20 protein-coding genes are annotated in these 24669 nt (G+C 68.0%); 10 read left to right on the forward strand and 10 right to left on the reverse strand.

Going from position 1 to position 24669, the window contains the following annotated elements; all coding sequences use genetic code 11:
- Positions 1-17 precede the first annotated feature (17 nt).
- The 10 genes from MKI84_RS10775 to MKI84_RS10820 all read left to right on the forward strand — a co-directional run bounded on the left by MKI84_RS10775 (position 18) and on the right by MKI84_RS10820 (position 11714).
- The gene (locus tag MKI84_RS10775) at positions 18-1061 is read left to right on the forward strand and encodes an L-idonate 5-dehydrogenase (RefSeq protein WP_241619644.1); all 1044 of its coding nucleotides are present in this window, start codon (positions 18-20) and stop codon (positions 1059-1061) included.
- Positions 1062-1066: 5 nt separating this feature from the next.
- Positions 1067-1612, forward strand: a complete 546-nt coding sequence (locus tag MKI84_RS10780) for a gluconokinase (RefSeq protein ID WP_241619421.1) — start codon at positions 1067-1069, stop codon at positions 1610-1612.
- A 559-nt stretch (positions 1613-2171) separates the two neighbouring features.
- On the forward strand, positions 2172-3872 hold the full coding sequence (locus tag MKI84_RS10785) for a SulP family inorganic anion transporter (RefSeq protein ID WP_241619423.1): 1701 nt from the start codon (positions 2172-2174) through the stop codon (positions 3870-3872).
- A gap of 184 nt (positions 3873-4056) precedes the next feature.
- Positions 4057-5289, forward strand: coding sequence for an aminotransferase class III-fold pyridoxal phosphate-dependent enzyme (locus tag MKI84_RS10790; RefSeq protein ID WP_241619425.1), 1233 nt, complete (start codon positions 4057-4059; stop codon positions 5287-5289).
- Positions 5290-5339: 50 nt separating this feature from the next.
- Positions 5340-6950 (forward strand): ABC transporter substrate-binding protein, encoded by a 1611-nt coding sequence (locus MKI84_RS10795; RefSeq protein WP_241619428.1) that lies wholly within the window; start codon positions 5340-5342, stop codon positions 6948-6950.
- A 14-nt stretch (positions 6951-6964) separates the two neighbouring features.
- Positions 6965-7981, forward strand: coding sequence for an ABC transporter permease (locus tag MKI84_RS10800; RefSeq protein ID WP_241619430.1), 1017 nt, complete (start codon positions 6965-6967; stop codon positions 7979-7981).
- Entirely contained in the window at positions 7981-8868 is an 888-nt protein-coding gene (locus tag MKI84_RS10805; protein ID WP_241619432.1) for an ABC transporter permease, read from the forward strand. The genes MKI84_RS10800 and MKI84_RS10805 overlap by 1 nt, the downstream gene beginning before the upstream one ends.
- A gap of 7 nt (positions 8869-8875) precedes the next feature.
- The gene (locus tag MKI84_RS10810; protein ID WP_241619434.1) at positions 8876-9874 is read left to right on the forward strand and encodes an ABC transporter ATP-binding protein; all 999 of its coding nucleotides are present in this window, start codon (positions 8876-8878) and stop codon (positions 9872-9874) included.
- On the forward strand, positions 9874-10869 hold the full coding sequence (locus MKI84_RS10815) for an ABC transporter ATP-binding protein (protein ID WP_241619436.1): 996 nt from the start codon (positions 9874-9876) through the stop codon (positions 10867-10869). The genes MKI84_RS10810 and MKI84_RS10815 overlap by 1 nt, the downstream gene beginning before the upstream one ends.
- Before the next feature lie 80 nt (positions 10870-10949).
- Complete coding sequence (locus MKI84_RS10820; protein WP_241619438.1) at positions 10950-11714, forward strand: helix-turn-helix transcriptional regulator; 765 nt, start codon at positions 10950-10952, stop codon at positions 11712-11714.
- Between the two features lie 211 nt (positions 11715-11925).
- Here MKI84_RS10820 and MKI84_RS10825 read toward each other — a convergent pair whose 3' ends face one another.
- The 10 genes from MKI84_RS10825 to MKI84_RS10870 form a co-directional block, all read right to left on the reverse strand.
- Positions 11926-12939, reverse strand: a complete 1014-nt coding sequence (locus MKI84_RS10825; RefSeq protein WP_241619440.1) for an ABC transporter substrate-binding protein — start codon at positions 12937-12939, stop codon at positions 11926-11928.
- A gap of 143 nt (positions 12940-13082) precedes the next feature.
- On the reverse strand, positions 13083-13877 hold the full coding sequence (locus MKI84_RS10830; protein WP_241619442.1) for an ABC transporter permease: 795 nt from the start codon (positions 13875-13877) through the stop codon (positions 13083-13085).
- Positions 13874-14725 carry an ABC transporter ATP-binding protein gene (locus MKI84_RS10835; protein ID WP_241619444.1) on the reverse strand — a complete coding sequence of 284 codons (852 nt, stop codon included), beginning with the start codon at positions 14723-14725 and terminating at the stop codon, positions 13874-13876. Before MKI84_RS10835 ends, MKI84_RS10830 begins: the two co-directional genes overlap by 4 nt.
- A 26-nt stretch (positions 14726-14751) precedes the next feature.
- Complete coding sequence (locus tag MKI84_RS10840) at positions 14752-15696, reverse strand: hydroxymethylglutaryl-CoA lyase (protein WP_241619445.1); 945 nt, start codon at positions 15694-15696, stop codon at positions 14752-14754.
- Entirely contained in the window at positions 15693-16922 is a 1230-nt protein-coding gene (locus MKI84_RS10845; protein WP_241619447.1) for a CaiB/BaiF CoA transferase family protein, read from the reverse strand. Before MKI84_RS10845 ends, MKI84_RS10840 begins: the two co-directional genes overlap by 4 nt.
- Before the next feature lie 102 nt (positions 16923-17024).
- Positions 17025-18014 (reverse strand): LysR family transcriptional regulator, encoded by a 990-nt coding sequence (locus MKI84_RS10850; protein ID WP_241619449.1) that lies wholly within the window; start codon positions 18012-18014, stop codon positions 17025-17027.
- Between the two features lie 183 nt (positions 18015-18197).
- The gene (locus MKI84_RS10855; RefSeq protein WP_241619451.1) at positions 18198-18524 is read right to left on the reverse strand and encodes a hypothetical protein; all 327 of its coding nucleotides are present in this window, start codon (positions 18522-18524) and stop codon (positions 18198-18200) included.
- Positions 18506-21196: a nitrate reductase gene (locus tag MKI84_RS10860; RefSeq protein ID WP_241619453.1), complete on the reverse strand. Its 2691-nt coding sequence runs from the start codon at positions 21194-21196 to the stop codon at positions 18506-18508. Before MKI84_RS10860 ends, MKI84_RS10855 begins: the two co-directional genes overlap by 19 nt.
- Before the next feature lie 11 nt (positions 21197-21207).
- A complete protein-coding gene (locus tag MKI84_RS10865) occupies positions 21208-22848 on the reverse strand; it encodes a sulfite reductase subunit alpha (protein ID WP_241619454.1) in 1641 nt (546 codons plus the stop codon).
- Complete coding sequence (locus MKI84_RS10870) at positions 22845-24653, reverse strand: NirA family protein (protein ID WP_241619456.1); 1809 nt, start codon at positions 24651-24653, stop codon at positions 22845-22847. Before MKI84_RS10870 ends, MKI84_RS10865 begins: the two co-directional genes overlap by 4 nt.
- Positions 24654-24669 lie beyond the last annotated feature (16 nt).

The following is a 24669-nucleotide window of genomic DNA, read 5'->3' on the forward strand; positions in this document are numbered from 1 at the left end:
CCAAGGACTTGCCCGCCATGCGCGCCATCGTCATCCACGCCCCGCACGATCTGCGCCTCGAGGTCCTGCCGGCCGCCGCGCCCGGCCCGCACGACGTCGTCGTGCGCATGGGTGCGGGGGGGATCTGCGGGTCGGACCTGCACTATTTCCACCAGGGCGGATTCGGCGTGGTCCGCCTGCGCGAACCCATGGTGCTCGGCCATGAGGTGGCCGGCACGGTGCAGGCGGTGGGCCCGGCCGTGACCTCGGTCAAGATCGGCGACAAGGTCGCGGTGAACCCCTCGGGACCGTGCGGGCAATGCACCTATTGCCAGCGCGGCCTGCGCAATCAGTGCCTCGACATGCGCTTTTATGGCAGCGCCATGCGCTTTCCCCATGTCCAGGGAGCGTTCCGCGAGGAGATGACCGTGCCGGAAGCGCAGGCCGTGAAAGTCGGCGACGCGGTCGACCTGTCGCTCGCCGCGCTGTGCGAGCCCTTCGCCGTGGCGCTGCACGCGGTGGCGCAGGCGGGCGAGCTGGCCGGCAAGACCGTTCTGGTCTCCGGCTGCGGCCCGATCGGCTGCCTCGTCATCGCGGCGGCACGGCTGGCGGGAGCGCGCGACATCATCGCCACCGATATCGCGCCGGAAGCCCTCGCCATTGCCGCCCGGCTGGGAGCGACGCGCTGCGTGGACGTCTCGGGCGGGACGGACGAGCTGGCCGATCTCGCGCAGGACAAGGGCCGCGTCGACGCGGTGCTCGAATGCTCCGGCAATGGCGGCGCGCTGGTGAGCGCCATCTCACTCACCCGCCCGCGCGGCACCATCGTGCTGGTCGGGCTCGGGGGCGAGCTGACCCTGCCGATGAATGCCGTCGTCGCCAAGGAGCTGAACCTCTGCGGCAGCTTCCGTTTCGACGCTGAATTCGCCCGCGCCGCCGAGCTGATCTCCAGCGAACAGGTCGATCTCGCCCCGTTGCTGACCGGCAGCTTCCCGATCGAGGAGGCGGACGCGGCGTTCGCTCTGGCCTCGGACCGGCGGCGGGCGATGAAGGTGCAGTTCCGCTTCGGCACGGCACCGTGACGCCCATGCCGCGCGAGTCTGTTCCCGCCATTGTGGTGATGGGTGTGTGTGGCTGCGGGAAATCCTCGGCCGGGCAAGCCCTTGCCGAGATGTTCGGCGCCGATTTCATCGAGGGGGACGCGCTCCACACCCCCGCCAGCATCACCAAGATGGCCCGCGGCGAGCCGCTGGACGACGCGGATCGCCGTCCCTGGCTTGAGGCGATCTGCCGGGCGATTGCCGACAGCCGGGCCGCCGGGCGCGGGGTCGTGGTGTCCTGCTCGGCGCTGCGCCGCGCCTATCGCGACCAGCTTCGCACGGCCGGGCCGCTCGACATCGTCTTCCTGAGCGGTTCGAGGGCCGTGCTGGCCGAGCGCATGGGCCAGCGTGCCGGGCACTTCATGCCGCTCGCGCTCCTCGACAGCCAGCTCGCCACGCTGGAGGTTCCGACCGGCGAGGCCGATGTGGTGACGGTCGATATCGACCGGCCGCTTGTCGACGTCATCGCCCAGGCGGGGGCGGCGATCGCCGGCGCGCAGGCAGAGCGGTCCGGCATCAGGACCGGCATGTGAGATGCACGCGGGCACCCGCGCGGGTGCTGTGCGAACCGCCGGAAAACGCGGGCAGAACATGAAGGCGGGGCCATCCGCTGGCGCGCGCCCCCACCTCCCGGAACGCGGATGTGACCCAGAAGCCGGAGCCGCGATTGTGCAGCGCTGCTGCTTGATTCCGCGGCGATCCGGCTTCGATACTGCGCGCCCGGCTGCCTCAAGGCACGGTCCGGGGGCCGCGACGAGGGCGTGTCATGGGTATGTTGGCCGGCGGCGCCTCGCGCGGGAGGGATGACCCGCCGGACCGGCACCCATTGCCGAGATGCCGTGTCGGCCCGCGCGCATTCCGGCGCCACCGGATGTCAGTCGTTCCCGTCGTCTTGCCGACGTTCTCGTCCTCCGTTCCCTCTCCGATCAGGGGACGCTCGAAGGCCGGAGCGGCCCGCCTGTTCGCAGGACGCCGGGCTGCCGGCCTCGCGATGCCGGCCTTTCCCGAGCGCTGGGGAAAAACACTCACGACTTTCCGGTGCGACCCGTGCGGTGGTGGAGCCGCCGAGCCGGAGAGATGAGGATTGCCCGCATGCAGGTTAGGCTTCCATTCCTGAAGGGCTTCGCCGGCTTCCAGCCCGGCTGGATCCGCAGCGATGTTCCGGCAGGCCTCGCCATCGCGACCGTGGCGGTCCCGAGCGCCATCGCCTACCCGGCCATCGCCGGGCTGCCGCCGGAAGTCGGCATCTATGCGAGCCTGTTTCCCCTCATCGGCTATGCGCTGTTCGGCCCGTCGCGCAAGCTCATCGTCGGGCCGGACGCGCCGACCATGACCGTGCTGGCCGGCGTTCTCGCCACCATGACGGCGGTGACGCCGGGCGACCGCATGGTGGCCGCCGCGCTGCTGGCCCTCACGGTCGGCGTGCTGTGCCTTATAGCCGGATGGCTGCGCTTCGGGGTTGTGGCGGCCTTTCTCTCAAAGCCGATCCTCATCGGCTTCATCAGCGGTGTGGCGCTCTCAATCCTCGTCGGCCAGATCGGCCGGTTCACCGGGCTGACCATCGAATCCGACGGGCTCATTGCCCCGGTGCTGGAGCTGGCGCGGAAGGCGGGCGAGATCCACTGGACGTCGACCGCGCTCGGCGTCGCGCTGCTGCTGCTCCTGCTGCTGCTCAACCGGCGGGCGTCCGCGATCCCCGGCCCCCTCGTCGTCGTGACGCTGGCGATCCTCGGCTCCTGGCTGTTCGGCTTCGAGGCAATGGGCGTGAAGGTGGTCGGGCCGATCCCCGGAGGCGTCCCCACCCCTTCATTGCCGTTCGGTGCCGGACTGTCGGCGAAAGACCTGCTGCTGGGCGCCATCGCCGTCTGGCTGGTAAGCTTCGGCTCTGGCATCGTCGCCGCCCGCAGCTTCGGCGCCCGCGGCACATTCGAGGTCGACCCCAATGCCGAACTGACGGGCCTCGGCGCGGCCAATATCGCGGCAGGGCTGTTCAGCGGCTTCCCGGTCACGGTCTCGGATTCGCGCACGGCCGTGAACCTGTCGGTCGGCGGACGCTCCCAGCTGAGCGGGCTCGTCGCCGCCGCGAGCCTCGCCATCCTGCTGCTGTTTCTGAATGACGCGCTGCGCATCCTGCCGGTACCGGCGCTCGGCGCCATCCTCGTCGCGGCCGCGCTGAACCTCATCGATCTCCGGGGGCTGGCCGAGCTTTGGCGCATCAGCCGGATGGAGGTGGTTTTCGCGCTGATCAGCTTGCTCGGCGCGGCCAGCTTCGGTGTGCTCAACGGCGTGATGGTCGCGGTCGCCGCAACCCTTGCCTATGTGCTGCTCAAGGAAATGCGCCCGCGCGACGCCATGCTCGGCCGCATTCCGGGGCTGCCGGGGTTCTACAAGCTGCATCGATCGCAGCAAGCACGGCCGGTGCCGGGGCTGGCCGTCTGCATGATCCAGGGCAGCCTCCTGTTCTTCAATGTCGACTATGTCCGCGAACGGCTCAAGGAACATCTGGAGGCGCTGCCTGCCGGGACGCGATGGTTCATCATCGATGCCAGTGCCATCACCCAGGTCGATTCGACGGCGGCCACCATGCTGGCCGCCCTGCAGGGCGAGTTCGCCGCGCGCGGTGTGGCATTGGGCATCGCCGAGTTGCACTGGGAGCCGAGGGACCTGCTCGCCCGCGCCGGCACGCTGGAGCGGATCGGCCCGGCCATGCTCTTCGAAGACCTCGAAGAAATCCTCCCGGCCTTCAGCCGAACGAGGGGCGATGCACAAGAAGGCGATCGCGGCCCTGCGTAGCGACGCCTTTCGCCGTGGGGCATTTCAGCGCCGCCGCCATGGACCTGCCGGCGCCCGCGTCGTGGCGATCCCGTCCGCCTCGTGCAGCCGGCGCGCACGTCTCTTACTTTCGGTAGATTGACCGGCGCCCCCGGCTCTTACACCCTCGCGTCCGAAAAATAGGCACGCACAAGAGGGAAGCACCATGAGCAATTCCTTGGATCACGCCTTGCGCCAGCGTGCGCTGCGTGTGGTTCCCGGCGGCATGTGGGGACACATGCACGCCAAGGCTCTGCCCGAGGGCTACCCCCAGTATTTCGCCCGCGCCGAGGGCACCAAGCTCTGGGATGTCGACGGCAACGAATATCTCGACTTCATGTGCAGCTGGGGCCCGATCATCCTCGGCCACCACCACCCGGAAGTCGACGCCGCCGCCTTCGCGCAATACCAGCAGGGCGATGCCATGAACGGCCCCGGCGAGACGATGGTCGAGCTCGCCGAACTGATGGTGGAACTCATCCCCCATGCCGACTGGGCGCAGTTCGAGAAGAACGGCACCGACGCCACCACCACCGCGGCGACCATCGCCCGCGCCGGCACCGGACGCCGCAAGATCCTCGTCGCCAGGGGCGCCTATCATGGCGCCGTGCCATGGTGCTCGCCCTCCCTCATCGGCGTCACCGCCGAGGACCGGGCGCATATCCTCGCCTATGACTACAACGACATCGACAGCCTGAACGCTGCCGTGGCCCAGGCCGACGGCGATCTCGCCGGGATCATCGTCAGCGCCTTCAAGCATGATTACGGCAAGGATCAGGAACTGCCGACGGTCGCGTTCGCCAGGGCCGCCCGCGCCGCCGCCGATGCCGCCGACGCGGCGCTGATCGTCGACGATGTGCGCGCCGGCTTCCGGCTCTCGCTCGGCGGCAGCTGGGAGCGCGTCGGCGTGCGCCCCGACCTCTCGGCATGGTCCAAGTCGATCGCCAACGGATTCGCGCTCTCGGCCGTGACCGGCAATGACCGCTTCCGCGCGGCGACGCAGTCCATCTTCTCCACCGGTTCCTTCTGGTGCGGAGCGATGTCGATGGCCGCGGCCGTGGCCACGCTGAACATCCTGCGCCGCGACGACGCGATCACGCATATGGAGACGATGGGCACCGCGCTTCGCGACGGCTTCGCCGCCTTGAGCGCCACCCACGGCACCCCCATCCGCCAGACCGGCCCGGTGCAGATGCCAATGGTGCTGTTCGACGACGACGCGGACTGCCGCAAGGGCTTTGCCTTCTGCGCGGCGGCGCTGAAGGCGGGGGTCTATTTCCACCCGCAGCACAACATGTTCCTGAGCGCGGCGCACACGCCCCAGGACATCGACCGGGCGCTCGAGGCCGCAGAACTCGGCTTCCGCGCCGTGCGCGCCCTGGCACCGGCCACCGCCTGAGCGGCCGCAACGTTCCCGTTCCTCGCCCCCTTCGTCCGGAGATATTGCCGATGGCCCGACCCTCCCGCCTTGCCCTCTCCACGGGCGTCGCCGCCTCACTGCTGGCATCGGTCTTCTTCATGCCGATGGCTGCGCAGACGGCGAGCGCCGCCGACGGCCCGCTCGTCGTGGCGCGCGCCATGGACATCAACTCGCTCGATCCGGCGCGCGGCTATTGCGACACCTGCCAGATCTACCTCTCGGCGGTCTATGCGACGCTGCTGACGCTCGCCGCCGACAACCAGACCATCATTCCCAGCCTCGCCAAGAGCTGGGAGGTGAGCCCGGACGTGACCACCTTCACCTTCCATCTCGATCCGGCCGCCACCTTCTCAGACGGCAGCCCGGTGACGGCGGCGGATGTGAAATGGTCGCTGGAGCGGCTGAAGAACGTCAAGGGCGGGCCGTCCTATCTGATGGACAGCCTGAAGTCGGTCGAGGCCAAGGACGACCAGACCGTCATCATCACCACCACGACGCCGAATTCCGAGTTTCTCGGCATTCTGGCAGCGCCCTATACCGGGATCATCAACGCGAAGCTCGCCTCCGCCAACGGCGCCAACGCCAAGGACGACGCCGCGACCTCCGACACCTCCGACACCTGGTTCCTCGCCAACTCGGCCGGCGCCGGCCCTTTCGTACTGGAGAAATACACGGCGGATGACTCGCTGCGCCTCGCCCGCAACGAGAAATACTGGGGCAAGAAGCCGGCGGTTTCCGGCGTGGTGCTGAAGCAGACCGCCGACGCGGTGACGCAGGCGCAGATGCTCCAGTCCGGTGCCGCCGACATCGCCATGCAGGTCGATCCCGACACGGCGAAGACGGTCTCGGCACCTGACGCCACCTTCAAGGCCGTGCCCTCGTTCAACTATGTCTATGCCGCCATCAGCCCGGCGGCCAAGGGCGCCCCCGTGCCGCTGACCAAGGAGGTCCGCGAGGCCATTGCGTTGGCCCTAGACTACCAGGGCCTCATCGACTTCACCGTCGGCGGCGACGGCAAGGAACAGTCCTCCGCGATCCCGAACGGCTATCCCGGCACCAAGGACCTGCCCGCGCCGGTGTTCAACATCGAGAAGGCAAAGGAGTTGCTGGCCAAGGCTGGCCATCCCGACGGCTTCGCGATGGAACTCGAGTTTCCGGCGATGAATGTCTATGGCGTCGACCTCTCCCTGCTCGCCCAGAAGGTGCAGCAGGATCTCGGCAAGGTCGGCATCAAGCTGTCGCTGAAGCCGGTGCCCTTCACCGTGTGGGCGAGCGACATCGACGATCCCGGCGTGCCCTTCGCTCTCGGCTTCTTCGCGCCGGACTATTTCGGCAGCGCCCAGTATGTGCAGTATTTCGGCATGATGCCGGACATGCCCTGGGCCAAGCGTGCCGGCGTCGGCAAGGTTGCCGGCCTCGACGGCAAGGAGCAGCTGGCCATGTACCAGAAGGCCCTCGCCGCGACCGATACCGCCGGGCAGGAGACGGCCTATCACGACCTCGCCATGAAGATGATCGACGACAAGATCATCCTGCCGCTGGTGAGCCCCAACCTCGTTCTCGCCTATCGCAACGATGTGAGCGGCGTGCGCTACAGCGCCTGCTGCAACCTGCCGCTCGGCGAAATCGAAAAGAAGTGAGGGGCTGAACCGCCATGCTGAAGGTCGTCGTGCGGCGATTGCTGGTGATGCCGTTCCTGCTTCTCGGGATCGTCACGGCGACCTTTTTGCTGGCCCAGTTCACCAAGGGCAACCCTCTCATCTCCATCATTGGCGCGCGCAATCTCGACAATGCCGAGATCGTCGCCGCCGCCAAGGCGCGCTGGGGGCTCGACGGCTCGGTGCCGGAGCGCTACGCGACCTATGTGTGGAACCTCGCTCATGGCGATCTCGGCACCTCGTTCCGCACCAAGCAGCCGGTGCTGACCGACCTCGCCCAGCGGCTGCCGGCGACACTCGAACTGGTCATCTGCGCGATGATCATCGGTGCCGTCGGCGGCATCGTGCTCGCCATCGTCTCCGCCGAATTCAAGAACACCTTCGCCGACCATCTGGCACGGCTGGTGGCCCTGCTGGGCTCCTGCCTGCCGGTGTTCTGGCTGGGGCTGATCGCGCTCTTCCTGTTTACCGTGCAGACCCAAATGCTGCCCGGCCCCGGCCGGCTCGACATCCGTGCCGTGCCGCCGCCCGCGGTGACCGGCTTCATGCTGGTCGACACGCTGCTCGCCGGCAACTGGGGCGCCTTCGTCGACGCGCTCCGACATCTCGTCCTGCCCGCGCTGGTGCTCGGCTGGTCGGTCATGGGCATCATCACCCGTATGGTGCGCGCCTCGATGCTCGACGTGCTGGGGCAGGACTACATCACCATGGCGCGGGCCAAGGGGGCGGGGCGGCTGCGGGTGCTGATCCACCACGCGCTCGCCAATGCGCTGATCCCGGCGCTGACCATTCTCGGCTTCACCTTCGCCTATCTCATCACTGGCTCGGTGCTGGTCGAGACGATCTTTTCCTGGCCCGGCATCGGGTCCTACGCGGTCGATGCCGCGCGCAGCCTCGACTATCCGGCGATCACCGGCGTGACCATCATCGGGGGCCTCGGCTTCCTCATCGCAAACCTGCTCACCGACATCGCCTATGCCGTAGCCGATCCACGCATGCGAGAGGCGGGCTGATGCTCTTCAGTCCCCCCGCCCGCGCCGCCGAGCGGCCCCGGCCACGCCTCTCGGCCGGCATCGGCCGTGCTTTCCGGCGCCTTGGCTGGTCGCATCTGCCGCTGATCTTCGCGATCGTCGTGCTGGTCGGGCTCGTCGTCATCGCCATCACCATTCCCTGGTGGACGCCCTACGATCCCGTCGCCCTCGCCGGCCGCCGCCTGCAGCCGCCGAGCGCCGCTCACTGGCTCGGCACCGACGCGCTCGGCCGCGACGTGCTGGTGCGCACGCTCTATGGCGCGCGCTACTCGCTGCCGATCGCGGCCGGCGTGCTGGCCGTCGCGGTCGCCCTCGGCGTGGCGGTTGGCGCGCTGGCCGGCTTTCTCGGCGGCCTCATCGACAATGTCCTGATGCGCCTTGCCGACATCACGCTGGCCTTTCCCCCCGTGCTGCTCGCCATGGCGATCGCCGCCTCGCTGGGACCGGGGCTGGTCAATACCGCGCTCGCGCTCATCATCGTCTGGTGGCCCATCTATGCGCGCCTCATGCGCGCGCAGGTGCTCAACGTGAAGAAACTCGACCATGTCGACGCGGCCATTGTCGGCGGGGTGAAGCCGGGCCGGCTGCTGTTCCGGCACATCATGCCGCTGTGCTGGAGCCCGATCTTCGTCAACATGACCATGGATGTCGGTCAGGTGATCCTGCTTGCCGCGGGCCTCAGCTTCATCGGCCTCGGCGCCCAGCCGCCCACCCCCGAATGGGGACAGATGATCGCCGAGGGCGCCTCCAACTTCTATTGCTGGTGGATCGCGCTGGGTCCGGGCATGGCGATCTTCCTCGTCTCGCTCTCATCCAACTTCCTCGGCGATGCGCTGCGCGATGTCGCCGACCCGCGCGGGCGCCAGTGAGAGGACCATGAGCCAGCCCCTTCTCGACATACGCGGCCTTGCCGTCACCATTCCCACCCGCGACGGCGAGCGCGCGGCGGTCTCGAATGTCGACTTCACGGTCGACCGGGGCGAAGTTGTCGGTCTCGTGGGCGAATCGGGGTCCGGCAAGAGCTTGTCCATGCTGGCGGTGATGGGGCTGCTGCCGCGGCAACTCCACGTCTCCGGCTCCATCCGCTTCGACGGTGTCGAAATCTGCGGCGCGCCGGAACGGCGGATGCGATCGCTGCGCGGACGGCGCATCGCCATGGTGTTTCAGGACCCGATGACCGCGCTCAACCCGGTGAAGACGATCGGGGCACAGATCACCGAGACCATCCGCCTGCACAACCCGACACTCAGCCGCGCCGAGGTGAAGGCGCGTGCGCTCGCCCTGCTGGAGATCGTCGCCATACCCGCGCCGGAGCGGCGGTTCGAACAGTACCCGCACGAGTTCTCCGGCGGGATGCGCCAGCGGGTGGTCATCGCGATCGCCATCGCCAACGACCCCGATCTGCTCATCGCCGACGAGCCGACCACGGCACTCGACGTCACCATCCAGGCGCAGATCATGGAGATATTCGCGCGGCTGCGCGAGGAGCGCGGCATGGCGGTGGTGCTGATCACGCATGATCTCGGCCTCGTCGCCGGGCTCGCCGACCGGATGAGCGTGCTCTATGCCGGGCGCGTCGCCGAGCGCGGGCCGGTGGGGCCCGTCTTCGCCGCGCCGCGCCACCCCTATACGGCAGGCCTGCTCGCCGCAGTTCCCTCGATCGACGATGTGGCCGAGCGGCTCTACGCGATTCCCGGCACGCCGCCCTCGCTTGGCGACAGGCCGGAAGCCTGTACTTTCGCCCCGCGCTGCGATTTCGCCGTGCCGCTGTGCCGGACCAGCGAGCCCGCGCTCACGCGCGTCGGCTCCGCGCTTGTCGCCTGCCACCGCGCCGGGGAATTGTCGCTCTCCGACCTGCCGCGAAAGGGGACGTGATGCCGACCGCTGCCGCCATTGCCGCCGGCCCGCTGCTCGATGTCGAAAATCTGCGCGTCGATTTTCCCGTGCGGCGCGGCCTCGTGTTCGCCCGCCAGGTGGGGGCCATCAGCGCGGTCGCCGGAGTGTCGCTGCATGTCCACCCGGGGGAGACGCTGAGCGTGGTGGGTGAATCGGGCTGCGGAAAATCCACGCTGGCCCGTGCCATCATGGGGCTGATCACGCCGACCGCCGGCCATGTCCGCTTTCGCAGTGCCGAGCTGGCCGGCCTGTCTCCGGCCGCCATGAGGCCCTACCGGCGCCGTATCCAACTGGTGTTTCAGAATCCCTATGCCTGCCTCAATCCGCGCATGACCGCGCTCGAGAACATTGCCGAGCCGCTGCGCATGCTGGCGCTCAACCATGCGGAGCGGCGCGAGCGGGCCCTCCGGGCGATGGAGCAGGTTCAGCTTCTGCCGGAGCAGGCGGACCGTTATCCCTTCGCCTTCTCCGGCGGCCAGCGCCAGCGCATCGGCATCGCGCGCGCCCTCGCGGTCGAGCCGGAGATCATGATCCTCGACGAGCCTGTCTCCGCGCTCGATGTCTCGGTGCAGGCCGGAGTGCTCAATCTGCTGAAGGACATCCAGCAGCGCACGGGCATCGCCTACATCTTCATTGCCCATAATCTCGCGGTCATCCGGCACATGTCGGACCGCGTGGCGGTGATGTATCTCGGCCGGATCGTCGAGAGCGCCGCCCGCGACCAGCTGTATCGCGCCCCCGCTCACCCCTACACGCAGGCCCTGCTGTCGGCCGCACCGATTCCCGATCCGGCGCGGGAACAGGCGCGTCAGCGCATCGTCCTGACGGGGGACGTGCCCAACCCGGCAGACCGGCCGACCGGCTGCGGATTCCGCACCCGCTGCTTCCGGGCGAGCGCGCTCTGCGCGGAACAGGACCCGCCGGCCCGGCAACTCGCCCCCGGTCACACCGTGTGCTGCCATCACCCGTCCTGACGCGGTAACAGAATGACCGACGCGGGTTTGGCAGCCTTCTTGCGTGTGGAGAGCGGCTTTCGCGACACGGGACCGCTGCCATGCTTCAGCTTCCGGAGTTTCATCCCAGGCCTGGAACCGACGCGCAGATCACGCAGATCCGCAGCGTGGCGCTGTCGGTCTTCGAGGCCAGTTCGGCGGTCTTCTACTGGATCGACGAGGACCGCTCCATGGTCGTCGCCGACACGACTGGCCCGTGCTGCCGTCACATCGGGCGCTATGTGCGCGACATGCAGGCATATGACCCGCTGAACATCGACCGGCTGGTCTCGTCCCGCAAGCGCGTGGCGACGATGAGCCATGATCGCTCGCTTGCCCCGCGCAGCGCCTTCGAGCGCTACAGCAGCTATCTGACGGAAAGCGAGATCGTCGACGTGCTCGACTTCGTGTTCTGGCAGGACAATGAGCCTATTGCCGGGCTCGGCATCCTCAAGCGCCGCGACGACCCGCTCATCTCGGGGGAGACACTGCGGGTGGCGCAGTCCATGCAGCCCTATATCGAGTACCACATCGGCAACCACCCCCGCCCGCGCGACCGCCGGCGCCAACGCCTGCTGCAACTGGTCTACGGACTGACGGCGCGGGAGATCGAGATCGCGGAACTCATCCGCGACGGCCTGGCAAACCGCGATATCGCCGAGACGCTCGCGATCGGGCTCGGCACGGTGAAAACCCACCTGCTGCACATCTTCCAGAAAATGGACGTGTCCAGCCGCACGATGCTCTCGATCCGCCTTGCCGATAACGACACGGACTCGGCGACCACGCCGCCGCTCGGCGAAACAGGTTGCGCCGGCCGGCGCTGAAAGCGCGCATGCGTCACGGAACCATCGCCTAGGCGGCTCGCGGCAGGTCGCTGCCCCAGTGTGAGCCGCCCGGCCCAAGCCCCGGCACTCCATCCCGGACGTGCCGGCGCCCGACGCGCCTCAGACCTTGAACGAACGCGCCGCCCATCGGGGATGGGCGGCGCGGGGATCGGCCGGCTTCTGGTTGCCGGATGCCGGTCAGGTCAGCGGGTCACTGGCCCTTGGCCTTGGCGAGGAACGAACCGTCGAAGGTCTTCGACAGGTCGATGCTGGAGGCGCCGAAGCTCGGGTCGGTGGTGGTGAGCAGGCTGAGCGCGCTCTTCATGCTGGCTTCGTTGATGTTGCCGTCGGTCGAATAGGCTTGGCGGGTCGCGTTGAACGCCTTGATGTAAAGCGCCTTGTCGCCCAGCCAGTACTCCTCCGGCACGGCGGCCGCGACCTGTTCCGGCGTCGCCGTCTCCAGCCACTTCAGCGTCTTGTAGAAGGCGTTGGTGAGAGCCTGGACGGTGTTCGGGTTCTCCTTGATGAAGCTTTCCTTCAGGTAGAGCACGGCCGCCGGGTTCATGCCGCCGAACACCTTCTGAGTGCCTTCGGTGGTGCGGGTGTCGACCAGCACCTCGATGGCGTCGAGATCCTGCAGCTTCGAGATAACCGGGTCGAGATGGGAGATGGCGTCGATCTCGCCGTTCTGCATGGCGGCCACGGCGGAGGCACCGCTGCCCACGCCGATGAAGGACGCGTCGTCCGGGTTCAGCCCGGCCTTCTTCATGAGATACTGCACGAGGATATAGGTCGAGGAGCCCGGCGCGGTGACGCCGATCTTCGCGCCCTTGAGGTCCGCGGCGGACTTGATGGTGCCCGCCTTGTCCTTGCGCACGGCGACGACGATGCCGGGATAGCGGCCGAGGTCGATGACCGCCCGCACATCCTGTTTCTTCTCCTGCATGCGGATGGTGTGCTCATAGGCGCCGGTCACGGCGTCGACCGAACCGCCGATCAGCGCCTGAAGCGACTTGGAGCCGCCGCCGAAATCGTTGATCTCGACGTTCAGGCCCTCTTCCTTGAAGTAGCCGAGGCGTTCGGCCAGGGTCAGGGGCAGGTAATACAGCAGGGGCTTGCCGCCGACACCCAGAGTGAGGTTGGGCTTCTCGATCTCGTTCGCCTGTGCGGCGCCGAAGGCGGGAATGAGAAGGCTTGCTGCAAGCAGCAGGGCACGCATCTTCATTAGTATTCCTCCCGTTTGTTTTCGATTGAGGTCCCGGAGCCCCTATCGATCAGGCCGAGCCACCTGAAAGATGAGAAGGCACCGGGTCTATGGACTGGGGCCGATCCCGTCGAACGTCTTTCGACCTTCCGCGGGATCACTGCCTAGTTCTGCCCGCTGGCGGATTGCGGCCGCCAGACGAGAAGCCGACGCTCGATCCGGGTCACGCCCCAGTCGATGACGAGCACGAAGGCGGCGAGAATGACCATGCCGGCGAACACACCGGTCACGTCGAACACGCCTTCGGCCTGATGGATGAGATAGCCCAGACCGGCCGATGAGCCGAGATATTCGCCGACCACGGCGCCCACCAGGGCGAAGCCGACCGCCGTGTGCAGCGAGGAGAACATCCACGACAATGCGGACGGCCAGTACACGTTGCGGAACAGCTGGCGCTCGTTCATCCCCATCATGCGGGCATTGGCGAGAACGACCGGGCTCACTTCCTTCACGCCCTGATAGACGTTGAAGAACACGATGAAGAAGACGAGCGTGACGCCGAGCGCGACTTTCGACCAGATGCCGAGGCCGAGCCACAGCATGAAGATCGGCGCGAGGACCACGCGCGGCAGGGCGTTGAACATCTTCACATAGGGATCGAACACGGCGGCCACATTCGGCTGGCGGGCGAACCAGAAGCCGAAGACGACGCCGGCGATCGAGCCGATGAGGAAGGCCAGCACGGTCTCGGTAAGCGTGATCCAGAGATGCTTCCAGATGACGCCGGTCGCGAACAGGGTGTAGACGCGCGTCAGCACGTCGCCCGGCTTGGAGAAGAAGAATTCCGGCAGCAGGTACTTGCCACCGATCGGCACGGTCGCCCCGACCTGCCAGATGGCGAGCGCCACCACAGCGACGAGGAGCTGAAGGAACAGCAGCTTGACGGGATGAAGCTTCATGACGCGAGGTCCTCCCCGTAGGTCTTGGCGACCTCGGCCTTGAGCTGGTTCCAGATCTGCCGATGCAACTCGTGAAAGCGCGGGTCGAGACGAATATCGGCCGTGTCGCGCGGGCGGGCGAGGTCGATCGGGAAGTCGCCGATGATCCGCGCCTCCGGGCCGGCGGACATGATGACGACGCGGTCGGAAAGCGCGATCGCCTCCTCCAGATCGTGGGTGACGAACAGCACCGCCTTGCGGTCCTGTGCCCAGAGGCGGAGCAGCAGCGTACCCATGATCTGACGCGTCTGGGCGTCGAGCGGCCCGAAGGGTTCGTCCATGAGCAGGATCTTGGGGTGACGCACCAGCACCTGGGCGAGGCCGACGCGCTTGCGCTGGCCGCCGGAGAGCTGGTGCGGGTAGCGGTCGCCGAAGCGGCCGAGGCCTACTTTCTTCAGCCATTCCTGCGCCTCGACGAGCGCGTCCGCGCGGCGCGTGCCGCCGATCTCCAGCGCGATCGCGATGTTGTCGAGCGCGGTCTTCCAGGGCATCAGGGCGTCCTGCTGGAAGAGATAGCCGGCCTGCGCGTTCAGCCCGTTCAGCGGGGCGCCGAAAACCGTCACCGTGCCGCTGGCCGGTGCGAGCAGACCGGCCGTGGCGTTGAGGAGGGTGGACTTGCCGCAGCCCGTGGGGCCGACAATGGCGACGAACTCGCCTTCGCGCACATGCAGCGAGGTCGGGGCAACGGCCTTGTAGACCGGCTGGCCCTTCATCGCGAAACTGATACTGACATCGTCGAGCGCGACCGCCATCGGCGCGGCATCAGATGCCGCCTCCTGAACGACCGGTCGCCTGAGGGCGGCCTCCATGTCACTTCCTCCCATCTTTTGTCTTGTTATGAGGCGGCAAGGCGGGTCGGCGCGGGGTGCAGATCGCCGCTCCGGCCCGCCTTGGCCACCTGTCCTGGTATGTCGTGCCCGATGAGGGACGGCAGAGCGCGTGCCCGTTCAAGCAGGCGGGCGAGGTCTACACCACTGTACACGCCCATCTCGTCCAGCATGTGGACGAGGTCCTCGGTCGAAATATTGCCGGTCGCGCCGGGTGCGAAGGGGCAGCCGCCCAGCCCGCCCAGCGAGGCATCGAAACGGTCGGCGCCGGCGTCGAGCGCCGCCAGCACATTGGCGAGCCCCATGCCGCGCGTGTTGTGGAAGTGCAGCGTGAGCGGCAGCGCGCCGAACTGGCGCCGCACGGCGGCGACGAGGTGAGCCACCTGTCGCGGATTGGCCATGCCGGTGGTGTCCGCCAGCGTGACGGAATGAAGGCCGATATTCAGGAAATTCTCGATCATCTCCAGCACCTTGGGCTCGGGCTGGGCGCCCTCGAACGGACAGCCGAAGGCGGTGGCGATCGAGCCGTTGAGCGTCGTTTGCGTGCCGCGTGCGGCCTCCACGATGGCGCGGAAGCCGGCAAGCGACTGCGCGGGGGTCATCCGCATATTGGCAAGGTTATGGGTCTCGCTCACCGACAGGACGAGGTTCAGCTCGTTCATCCCGGCGTCGAGCGCCTCCTGCGCCCCGCGCAGGTTCGGCACCAGCGCCACATAGGTCACGCCGGGCCTGCGTGTGATGGCGCGCGCGACCTCGCGCGCATCGGCGAGGTTCGGCACCGCTTTCGGGGAAACGAAGGAGGTGACCTCGATCTTCGACACGCCGGTCTGCGACAGGGCATCGATGAGGGCGATCTTGTCGGCAGTGGGCAGGAATCGCGGCTCGATCTGGAGCCCGTCGCGCGTGACGACTTCCTGGATGTGGACGCGGGGCGGGAAGGCTTCCCAGTTCATATGTCCTCTCCCCGCATGATGGCGCCACCGCGGGCGAGCCTCTCGATCTCCTCGGCACTGTAGCCGAGCCGCTCCAGAACCGGCGCCGTGTGTTCGCCAAGCCGGGGCCCGAGCCAGTTCACCGCCCCCGGTGTTTCTGAAAGCTGCGGCACGATGCCCGGCATCCTGACCTCGGTGCCGTCCGGCAGCGTCGAGGCGACGATCATGTTACGCGCGAGATATTGCGGGTCTGAAACGATGTCGGCCACCGAATAGATGCGCCCGTTCGGAACTTCGGCGCGGTCCAGCGCGGCCGTGACCTCCTCCAGCGAGTGGCGGCGGGTCCATTCCGCGATCGTGGCATCGATCATCTCGACATGGGCGACGCGGCCGTCATTGGACGCAAAGCGCGGATCGCTCGCCATGTCCTCGCGGCCGATCGCCGACATGAGCCGCTTGAAGATGGCGTCGCCATTGCCGGCGACGATGACGTAGCTGCCTTCGGAAGTGGGGTAGGAATTCGACGGCGCGATGCCCGGCAGCGAGCCGCCCGAGCGCTCGCGCACGAAGTTGAACAGGTCGTATTCCGGGATCAGGCTCTCCATGAGATTGAAGACGCTCTCATAGAGCGAGACGTCGATCACCTGGCCCGCTCCGCCGCTCTTGACGCGCAGCAGCGCCATCAGGGCGCCCATCACCGCGTGAAGGGCGGCCAGCGAGTCGCCGATGCTGATGCCGGTGCGCGCCGGGGGGCGGTCCGGGTCGCCGGTGGTGAACCGCATGCCGCCCATGGCTTCGCCCACCGCGCCGAAGCCGGGGCGCTCGCGATAGGGACCATCCTGGCCGAAGCCGGAGATGCGCACCATGACGAGCTTGGGATTGACCTCGCGCAGCGCCTCCCAGCCCAGACCCCAGCGCTCCAGCGTGCCGGGGCGGAAATTCTCGATCAGCACGTCCGCCTCACCCACGAGACGGCGCACGATCTCCTGGCCCTCGGGCAGCCGGAGATTGACCGCGACCGACTTCTTGTTGCGCGATTGCAGATACCACCAGAGCGAGGTGCCGTTGTGCAGCTTGCGCCATTTGCGCAGCGGGTCGCCCTCGCCGGGCGCCTCGATCTTGATGACCTCGGCGCCGAAATCGGCCATCAGCCGAGACGCGAAGGGCGCGGCAATGAGATTGCCGAGCTCGACAACGCGAATTCCAGACAGGGGACCGGCCGCAGGATTGGCCGCGGTACCTTCCATAGACGACGCTCCTCACCAGAACTTTTTTCTTTTTCTATCGGTCGAACCGGCGCCCGGGTCCAATAGTCTTTAGACAAAGACCATTCGCGAACGGAGAACGCTCTACGGTCGCGACGCCGCCGATGGACGCGCATCGCCGATGGCGGCTGCCTTGAGGTGCTCGTACATCAGCCGCGCGGCGGAGGGCAAGGTCCGCCCCTCGCGGACGAGAAGCTGGAGCTGGCGCGCTGCCCACGGATCGCTGAGCGGAATGGCGCGCAGGTTCATTCCCCCGCCGAGAATATCGAAGGACCGATCGGGAATGAGCGCTATGCCCATATTCGCCTGAACCATCCGGCAGACCGCATCGAAGCCTGGAACGTGCACGCGCAGCCTGATCTTGCGGCCCAGAAGACTGGCGGCGTAGTGCGAGCGCCGATAGATCGAACTCTCCGGATGCAGGCCGATATGGTCGAAGGCGAGCGTCTCCTCGAAATGCAGGCGTTCGCGAGCGGCGAGCGGGTGATCGGGGCGCATGACGACGACGAGATGATCCCGCCGATAGGGGCAGATCTCCAGCGCGCCGTTCTCGACGTCGCCGGAGCAGATCCCGATATCCGCGGCCCCCTCCGCGATTCCCGTCACCACCTCGGTACTGGGCCGCTCCTGCAGGTCGAGCCGCAGCAGGCTGTGCTTTTCCAGGAAAGAGGGCAGATCCTCGGGCAGGAACTGAACGATGGCCGAGAGATTGGCGAACATGCGCACATGGCCGCGCACGCCGATGGAATATTCGCTGAGTTCAACTCCCATTTTCTCGATGCCGAGCATGGTGGCCCGGGCGTGGTGCAGCAGCGTCTCTCCGGCCGGGGTCAGGACCATGCCCTTTGCCATGCGGTCAAAAAGGTTGATGGCGAGGATCTCCTCCAGATCCGACAGCCGCTTCGACACGGCGGAGGCGGCGATGCCCTCGCGGCGCGCGGCCTTGGTCAGCGAGCCTTCCTCGCAGATCGCCACGAACAGCCGCAGCGAGGTGATGTCCACGCGCCGCAGGAACTGATGGATCGTCGACGCGGAGGATGCCCCCGGCGGGGCGGGCGGCTGCGTGATCGCCATGGCTGTCCTCCCAATGGAACCGCAAGGGCGGACGGAGGCCCATGCGCCCGGTCTCCCGTTCCGCGCGTCAGACCGTTCGACCGATTCCGCCGCAGTATCGGTTCCGTCCGGGCCTGCCGCAACAATGGCGCGGGCATCCAGAGACCGACGTGTCGCAGGCCGACGCGAGCGGCACCGCGCACCCTAGGTGTGGGGGCCAAGCCGGTCGGCCATGGCGATGCCGACGAGCAGCAGCGCGAACGCGGTTCCCGTGCCTAGTCGGCGGGAGAAACGGGAGCGTGGCGCGTAGACGAACCTGTCAAAGAGGCCGGCCACGAGGGAGACCGCTGCCGCGGCCGGCCAGCCCAGCCGCACACCCAGCAGGAACAGCGAACCGATCAGCGCGGCGGTTCCCAGTGTGGCGAGAACGGGGCAGGCCTTCTCGTGTGTTTCATTCAGCAGCCCCAGGAACGTTGGCAGGCTCAACGTCACCGACAGAACGAGCATGAGCATCACGAAAGGGAAGAGCATGACATCTCGCTTGATCGGTCCCCGCCCGCCGTCACGATGAGCTGGCGCAGTTCGGGGAGGCAGGAGCCGCAATTGGTCCCGCATTTGAGGAGCTGGCCCAGTTCGGCCGTCGTGTCGGCGCCCGCGCGGATCGTACGACGGATCAGGTCGGCACCAATGCCGAAGCAGGAACAAACGATCTCGCCGGTCGCCGCCACCGGCTCCACCGAGCGCGCGGCCAGCAGGCTGCGGCGCGTGTGGGCGTCGAGCGGGCCGACGGCGGCAAACAGGCTGAACAGCCAGCCGGGGTCGGGAAGAGCGCCCGGCGCGTCGATCATGACGTAGTCGAGCATCCGGCCCGTCTCATCCGTGCCGGAGCCGCGAAAGATCCCCCGCGTCACATCCCGCAACTCGGCCCGTCCCGCAGATGCGCCGATGAGGCCGAGCACACGGTTGAAGCCGTCTTCCGGCATCCCTGCGCCGGACAGCCGATAGGCATACCCGCCCTCGATCCGGGTACGGGACCAATGCTCGATATTCTCGGGGCGCAGCTGGTCTCGGGAGAGCAACAGCCCCTCCCAGCCCGTTGCAACCGGGACGACGCGCACCGGCGTGTGCTTGAGCTCGGGCTGGCCGGAGACCGGGTCACAGGCGGGGTTGACCACCCGGCCGGGCGATCCGCCGGGCATGATCTCGTCGGTCCAGTGCATCGGCATGAAGATCTGGCCCGCGGCCAGTTCGTCGCTGAGGTTCACGCGGGCCACGGCGGAACCCCAGTCACTCGAGATTTCCGCCAGCCCGCCGGCGCGCAGCCCGGCCTCTTTCGCATCCGCAGGATGGACCGTCACGAAGGCTTCGGGCGTCTGCGCCATGAGGCGCGGCACTTCCCCGGTGCGCGTCATGGTGTGCCACTGGTCGCGCAGCCGGCCGGTATTGAGGATCAACGGCGCCCTGGACGAGAGAGGGTGAGCCGGTGCCGCCTGGCGGACCGGGATGCAGCGCGCGCGCCCGTCCGTCGTCGGGAACCGCCCCTGTGTCAGCAGCCGCGCCGTGCCGGCCCTCTGCCCGGCGGGGACCGGCCACTGGACCGGATCGAGGGCCTCATACTCCGCGTCCGAAAGATCGGCCAGGCCGGATATGTCGAACAGGCGTTCGCCGTCATTGCGAAAGCCTGAAAGCGCCGCGTGCTCGCGGAAGATGTCAGCCGGGTGCTGATAGGCGAAGGCCTCGCCATGCCCGAGCCGGCGGGCCAGTTGCGCGAGCATCCACCAGTCCGGCCGGGCTTCGCCGGGCAAGGGCATGAAGGCCCGCTGGCGAGAGATCCGCCGTTCCGAATTGGTGACGGTGCCCGCCTTCTCACCCCACGCGGCGGCCGGAAGCAGCACATCGGCGTGACGGGTGGTGTCGGTGCCGGCCACGCAATCGGACACGACGAGGAAATCACATCGTTCCAGCGCCGCCCGCACCCGGCCCCCATCGGGCAGGCTCGCGGCGGGGTTTGTTCCCATCACCCAGAGCGCGCGAATGCGCCCTTCCCCGAGAGCGTTGAAAAGCTCCACGGCCTTCAGCCCCGGCCGCTCGGCGAGGCGCGGCGCCTGCCAGAAATCGCGCACCCGGTCGAGATCGGCGCGGTCGGCAAATCCGGCATGGGCGGCGAGCTGGTTGGCGAGCCCGCCCACCTCGCGCCCGCCCATGGCGTTGGGCTGGCCGGTGAAGGAGAACGGGCCCATGCCCGGCGCGCCGATCCGCCCGGTGGCCAGATGGCAATTGATGATGGCGTTGACCTTGTCGGTGCCCTGCGAGGACTGATTCACGCCCTGCGAATAGACGGTGACCACGCGGCGCGTGCCGGCAAAGGCGGCGTAGAACGAGTCGACCTGAGCCGTTTCCAGCCCGCAGCCCCGGGCGACCGTCTCGATATCCGGCGCGTCCTCCTGTGCCGCGAGGAGCGTCGCGGCAAAACCGGCGGTCGAGCGATCGAGGAACGCGGGGTCCAGCGCCCCGACGCGGGCGAGATGGGCCAGCAGGCCGTTGAACAGCAGGACATCCGTACCCGGGCGGAGCGGCAGGAACAGGTCGCAGTCGCTGGCGGTGGCGCTGCGGCGCGGGTCGATCGCCACCAGCCGGGCGCCACGCCGGGCGCGGGCATCGGTCAGGCGACGGAACAGGATCGGGTGACACCAGGCGGCATTGGAGCCGACGAGAACGACGAGGTCGGCCTCGTCGAGATCCTCGTAGCAGCAGGGCACGACGTCCTCGCCGAAGGCCCGCACGTGGCCGGCAACCGATGAGGCCATGCACAGACGGGAATTGGTGTCGATATTGGCGGCGCCGATAAAGCCCTTCATCAATTTGTTGGCGACGTAATAATCCTCGGTCAGCAACTGCCCCGAGGCATAGAAGGCCACCGATTCCGGCCCATGCGCGTCAATCGCCTCGCGAAAGCGCGCCGCCACCAGATCGAGCGCCGTGTCCCAGTCGGCGCGCTCGCCCTTCACCATCGGGTGGAGCAGGCGATGCTCCAGCGAGAGTGTTTCCCCCAGCCCGGACCCCTTGGTGCAGACGCGTCCGTGATTGGCCGGATGGCTCGGATCGCCGGCTGTGACGGGCGCGGCGCCACCCAGCACCCCGCATCCTGTGCCGCAATAGGGGCAGGTGGTGCGAACCGGAGCGGGAGTGATGAGCGCCGTCATGAACCTGCCCGTCAGTACACGTCGGCCTGATAGCGGCCGGCCGCTTTCAGCGCCGCGATATAGGCCTTCGCGGCGGCGGCATCGCGGGCTCCATGCTGCTCGACCACGGCGTGCAGAGCCTTGTCGACATCGGCCGCCATGCGCTTGGCATCCCCGCAGATGTAGAAATGAGCGCCGCGCTCCAACCAGTCGAACAGCGCCGCGCCCTCTTCCCGCATCCGGTCCTGCACATAGACCTTGCGCGCGCCGTCCCGCGACCAGGCGAGCGAGAGCCGCGTGAGCGCACCGGCGGCCTGAAGCCCCTCCAGCTCCTCCTGATAGAAGAAGTCACTGTCGCGACGTTGATGGCCGAAGAACAGCCAGGCCCCGCCCGTTGCATCGGTGGCGAGCCGCTCCTGCAGAAAGGCGCGAAAGGGGGCGATGCCGGTTCCCGGACCCACCATGATGATCGGAATCGCCCCGGAAGCCGGCAATGCAAAGCCATGGGCCTTCTGAACATAAACCGGCAATTGAGCGCCCGGCTCAATCCGGTCGGCCAGAAAGGTCGAGGCCACGCCAAGGCGCGAGCGGCTGCCGACATCGTAGCGCACCGTATCGACCGTCAGGCTCAACTGCCCGGGCGCGGCCTTCGGGCTGGATGAGATGGAGTAGAGGCGGGGCTGAAGCGGATCGAGCGCGGCGAGGAAGGCACCGGTCTCCGGCAATGCCGAGGACTTTCCGAGCGCCGCCAGCACATCCGTGGTGTCGAGGTCGCCATCGGGATCCTCGCCCTCGGCGAGACGGGCCAGCTTCACCTTCTCGTCCAGGTCGGCCGTGGTCTCGGCCAGAAGGGTGAACAGCGCATCGGGCGCGGCCCCGAGCGCCTTGTCCCTCAGGAGCGTTTCGCGAACACGGCGTCCATCCACCAGCGTGTCGGGGGCGAGGCCGAGGCATGCCATCACCGCGTCCACCAGTTCGGGAGCGTTCGCCGGCAGCAGGCCGAAGCTGTCGCCGGCGGCGTAGTCGAGCCCCTCCGGCAACCGGAAATCGAGGTGCCAGGTCTGCTTGGCCGAAGCCCCCTTATTGAGCCGGCGGCGCGACAGGAAGGTCGCCTTCACCGGATGCTCGCGCGAATAGCCGGGCAACGAACCGGCGGGCGACGCGGCCGCGATCTGGCTGGCGCCGGTCGCGGCGGGCTTGGGCGCATCCGCCTCCCCGTCACGCTCGGCGGCCAGCTTCTTGAGCATCCGCAACGTTTCCTTGCCGCCCGGCTGGCACAGGTTGAGCCGCGTCTCGGCGCCACCGGCCAGCGCGTCGGAATAGGCCTCGCACGTATAGCCGCACTGGCCGCAATCCTGCTGGGCCATCGCGGCCATCATCCGGCGGCGCAACGGGCGGCCGGTGGCCATCTCCATGCGGTCGGCCAGCGGCAGCGTCGGGTCGTGCCAGGGTGCGGCACCGTCGTCGCCGTCACCCGGCCCTGCGGACGGCGATTCGAGGTTCACGCCGGGCAGCAGCGCCTGCGCCTGCTCGGGCGCGAGCGGCGCAGCACCCGGCCCTTCAAGCGACAGGAGCCCGGCAAAGAAGCCGTTGAGCCACGCGCGCTGGATGGGGCTGAACGGCGCATTGTCGGGCAGCAGCGGGGCGAGGAAGGGGGGCGGCTGAATGCTCATCGTGCGTCCTCCGCGCGGAACATCGCCGCGAGCTCGGCCACATCGTGGCGGCGGGAGAATTGCGCAAAACTCTCGTCGGGCGAGGCGCGCCGCTCCATCCAGACACCCAGCATGCGCTCGATCAGCCGCGGCGTGTCCTCCGCCTTCACCTGCGAGAACAGTTCCCGTCCGATGGCCGCATCGGGCCCGAAGCCGCCGCCGACCAGCACATTGTAACCGTCCGTGGTATCGCCCTCGTCGGAGATCGGGACACGGGCGCCGAGCAGCCCGATGTCGCCGATATAGTGCTGGGCACAGGAGTGATGGCAGCCGGTCAGGTGAATATTCACCGGCTGGTCGACGCTCAGGCGCCCGTCGCACCAGGCCGCGATTTCCTCGGCGTTGCGCTTGGTCGGGGCGGCCGCGAATTTGCAGCCCTCGCTGCCGGTGCACGCCACGAGCCCCGCGCGGACCGCGCTGGCGGAGATACCGATGCCCAGGGCCTCCAGAGCCGCGACGGCGAGCGGCACATTCGCATCGGACACGCCGGAGATGAGCAGATTCTGCCAGACGGTGAGGCGCAGATCCCCATCGCCGAGATCACGGGCGACGCGCGCGATGCCGCGCATCTGGTCGAGGTTCATGCGCCCTACCGGCAACACGACGCCGATCCAGTTCAATCCCGGCTGCTTCTGGCGGTGCACGCCGATATGCGTCTGCCGGCCGGCGTTGGGTCGTTCCGCGATGGCGCCGGCCGGCGCGCGGGTCAGCGGCGCACCGAGCTTGGCCTCGACCTCCCGCAGGAAGGCATCGAATCCCAGCTCGTCCAGCACATATTTGAGCCGGGCCTTGTTCCGGTTGGTCCGGTCGCCCCGGTCGATGAACACCCGGACGATGGCATCGGCGACGCGGGTCGCCTCCTCCGGCGGGACGATGACGCCGGTGTCGCGGGCGAAGTCCTTGTGGCCGGTGATGCCCCCCAGCGCGAGACGGAACCACACGCCCGGCGCGACGCCGTGGCCGTCGCTCACCTCCACCGCCTGAAAGCCGATATCGTTGGTGTCCTCCAGCGCCGCGATCAGGCCGGCGCCGTCGAAGGCGACATTGAACTTGCGCGGCAGGCCGTACATGGCCCGCTCATTGAGGATGTGGTGATGCCATTCCAGCGCATAGGCGCGGGTGTCGATCAGTTCCTGCGGATCGATACCGGCCGTCGGCGTGCCGGTGACGTTGCGGATATTGTCCGCGCCCGAACCCTTGCAGGTGAGCCCCAGCCCGACGAGCTTCTCCAGTACGGCGATGCCATCGCGCGCCGGCACCTCGCGGATCTGGAGATTGGCCCGCGTGGTGACATGCGCATAGGGGCCGCCATGAGCCTCGGCGATGTCGGCAACCCCTGTGAGTTGCCAATGGCTCATGATCCCGTTGGGAATGCGCAGGCGCACCATGTAGCTGTCCTGCGTCGGGCCGACAAAGAACAGCCCGTGATAGCGCCACCGCAGCACGTCGGGGCCCTTGGGAAAGGCACCATCCCGCGCGGCCCGCTTCATGCGGGGGTAGGAATCGAGGCCCATTTCCTCGCGCTTGGCAACCTCGGCATCGACCAGTTTCCTGCCCGCGACCTCGAAGCGGGCCATGGCCCGGTGGCTGGCGGCATCCGGGCCCACAGGCTCCGGCGGCACGGCAGCGCCCGGCGGGCGGGCGCCGCCGGGCGCGGCTTTCGCATCGCCGATGGGCGCGAGCCCGCGCGCGGCGCGCATCGCCGAAATGCCGGAGACGAAACCCTCCAGGTAGTTCTTCTGTTCGACGGTGAAATCCCCGCTCATGGCGTCCTCAGCTGGA

The sequence above is a fragment of the Ancylobacter gelatini genome, assembly GCF_022601675.1.
In the GTDB taxonomy this organism is placed as follows: Bacteria; Pseudomonadota; Alphaproteobacteria; order Rhizobiales; family Xanthobacteraceae; genus Ancylobacter; species Ancylobacter gelatini.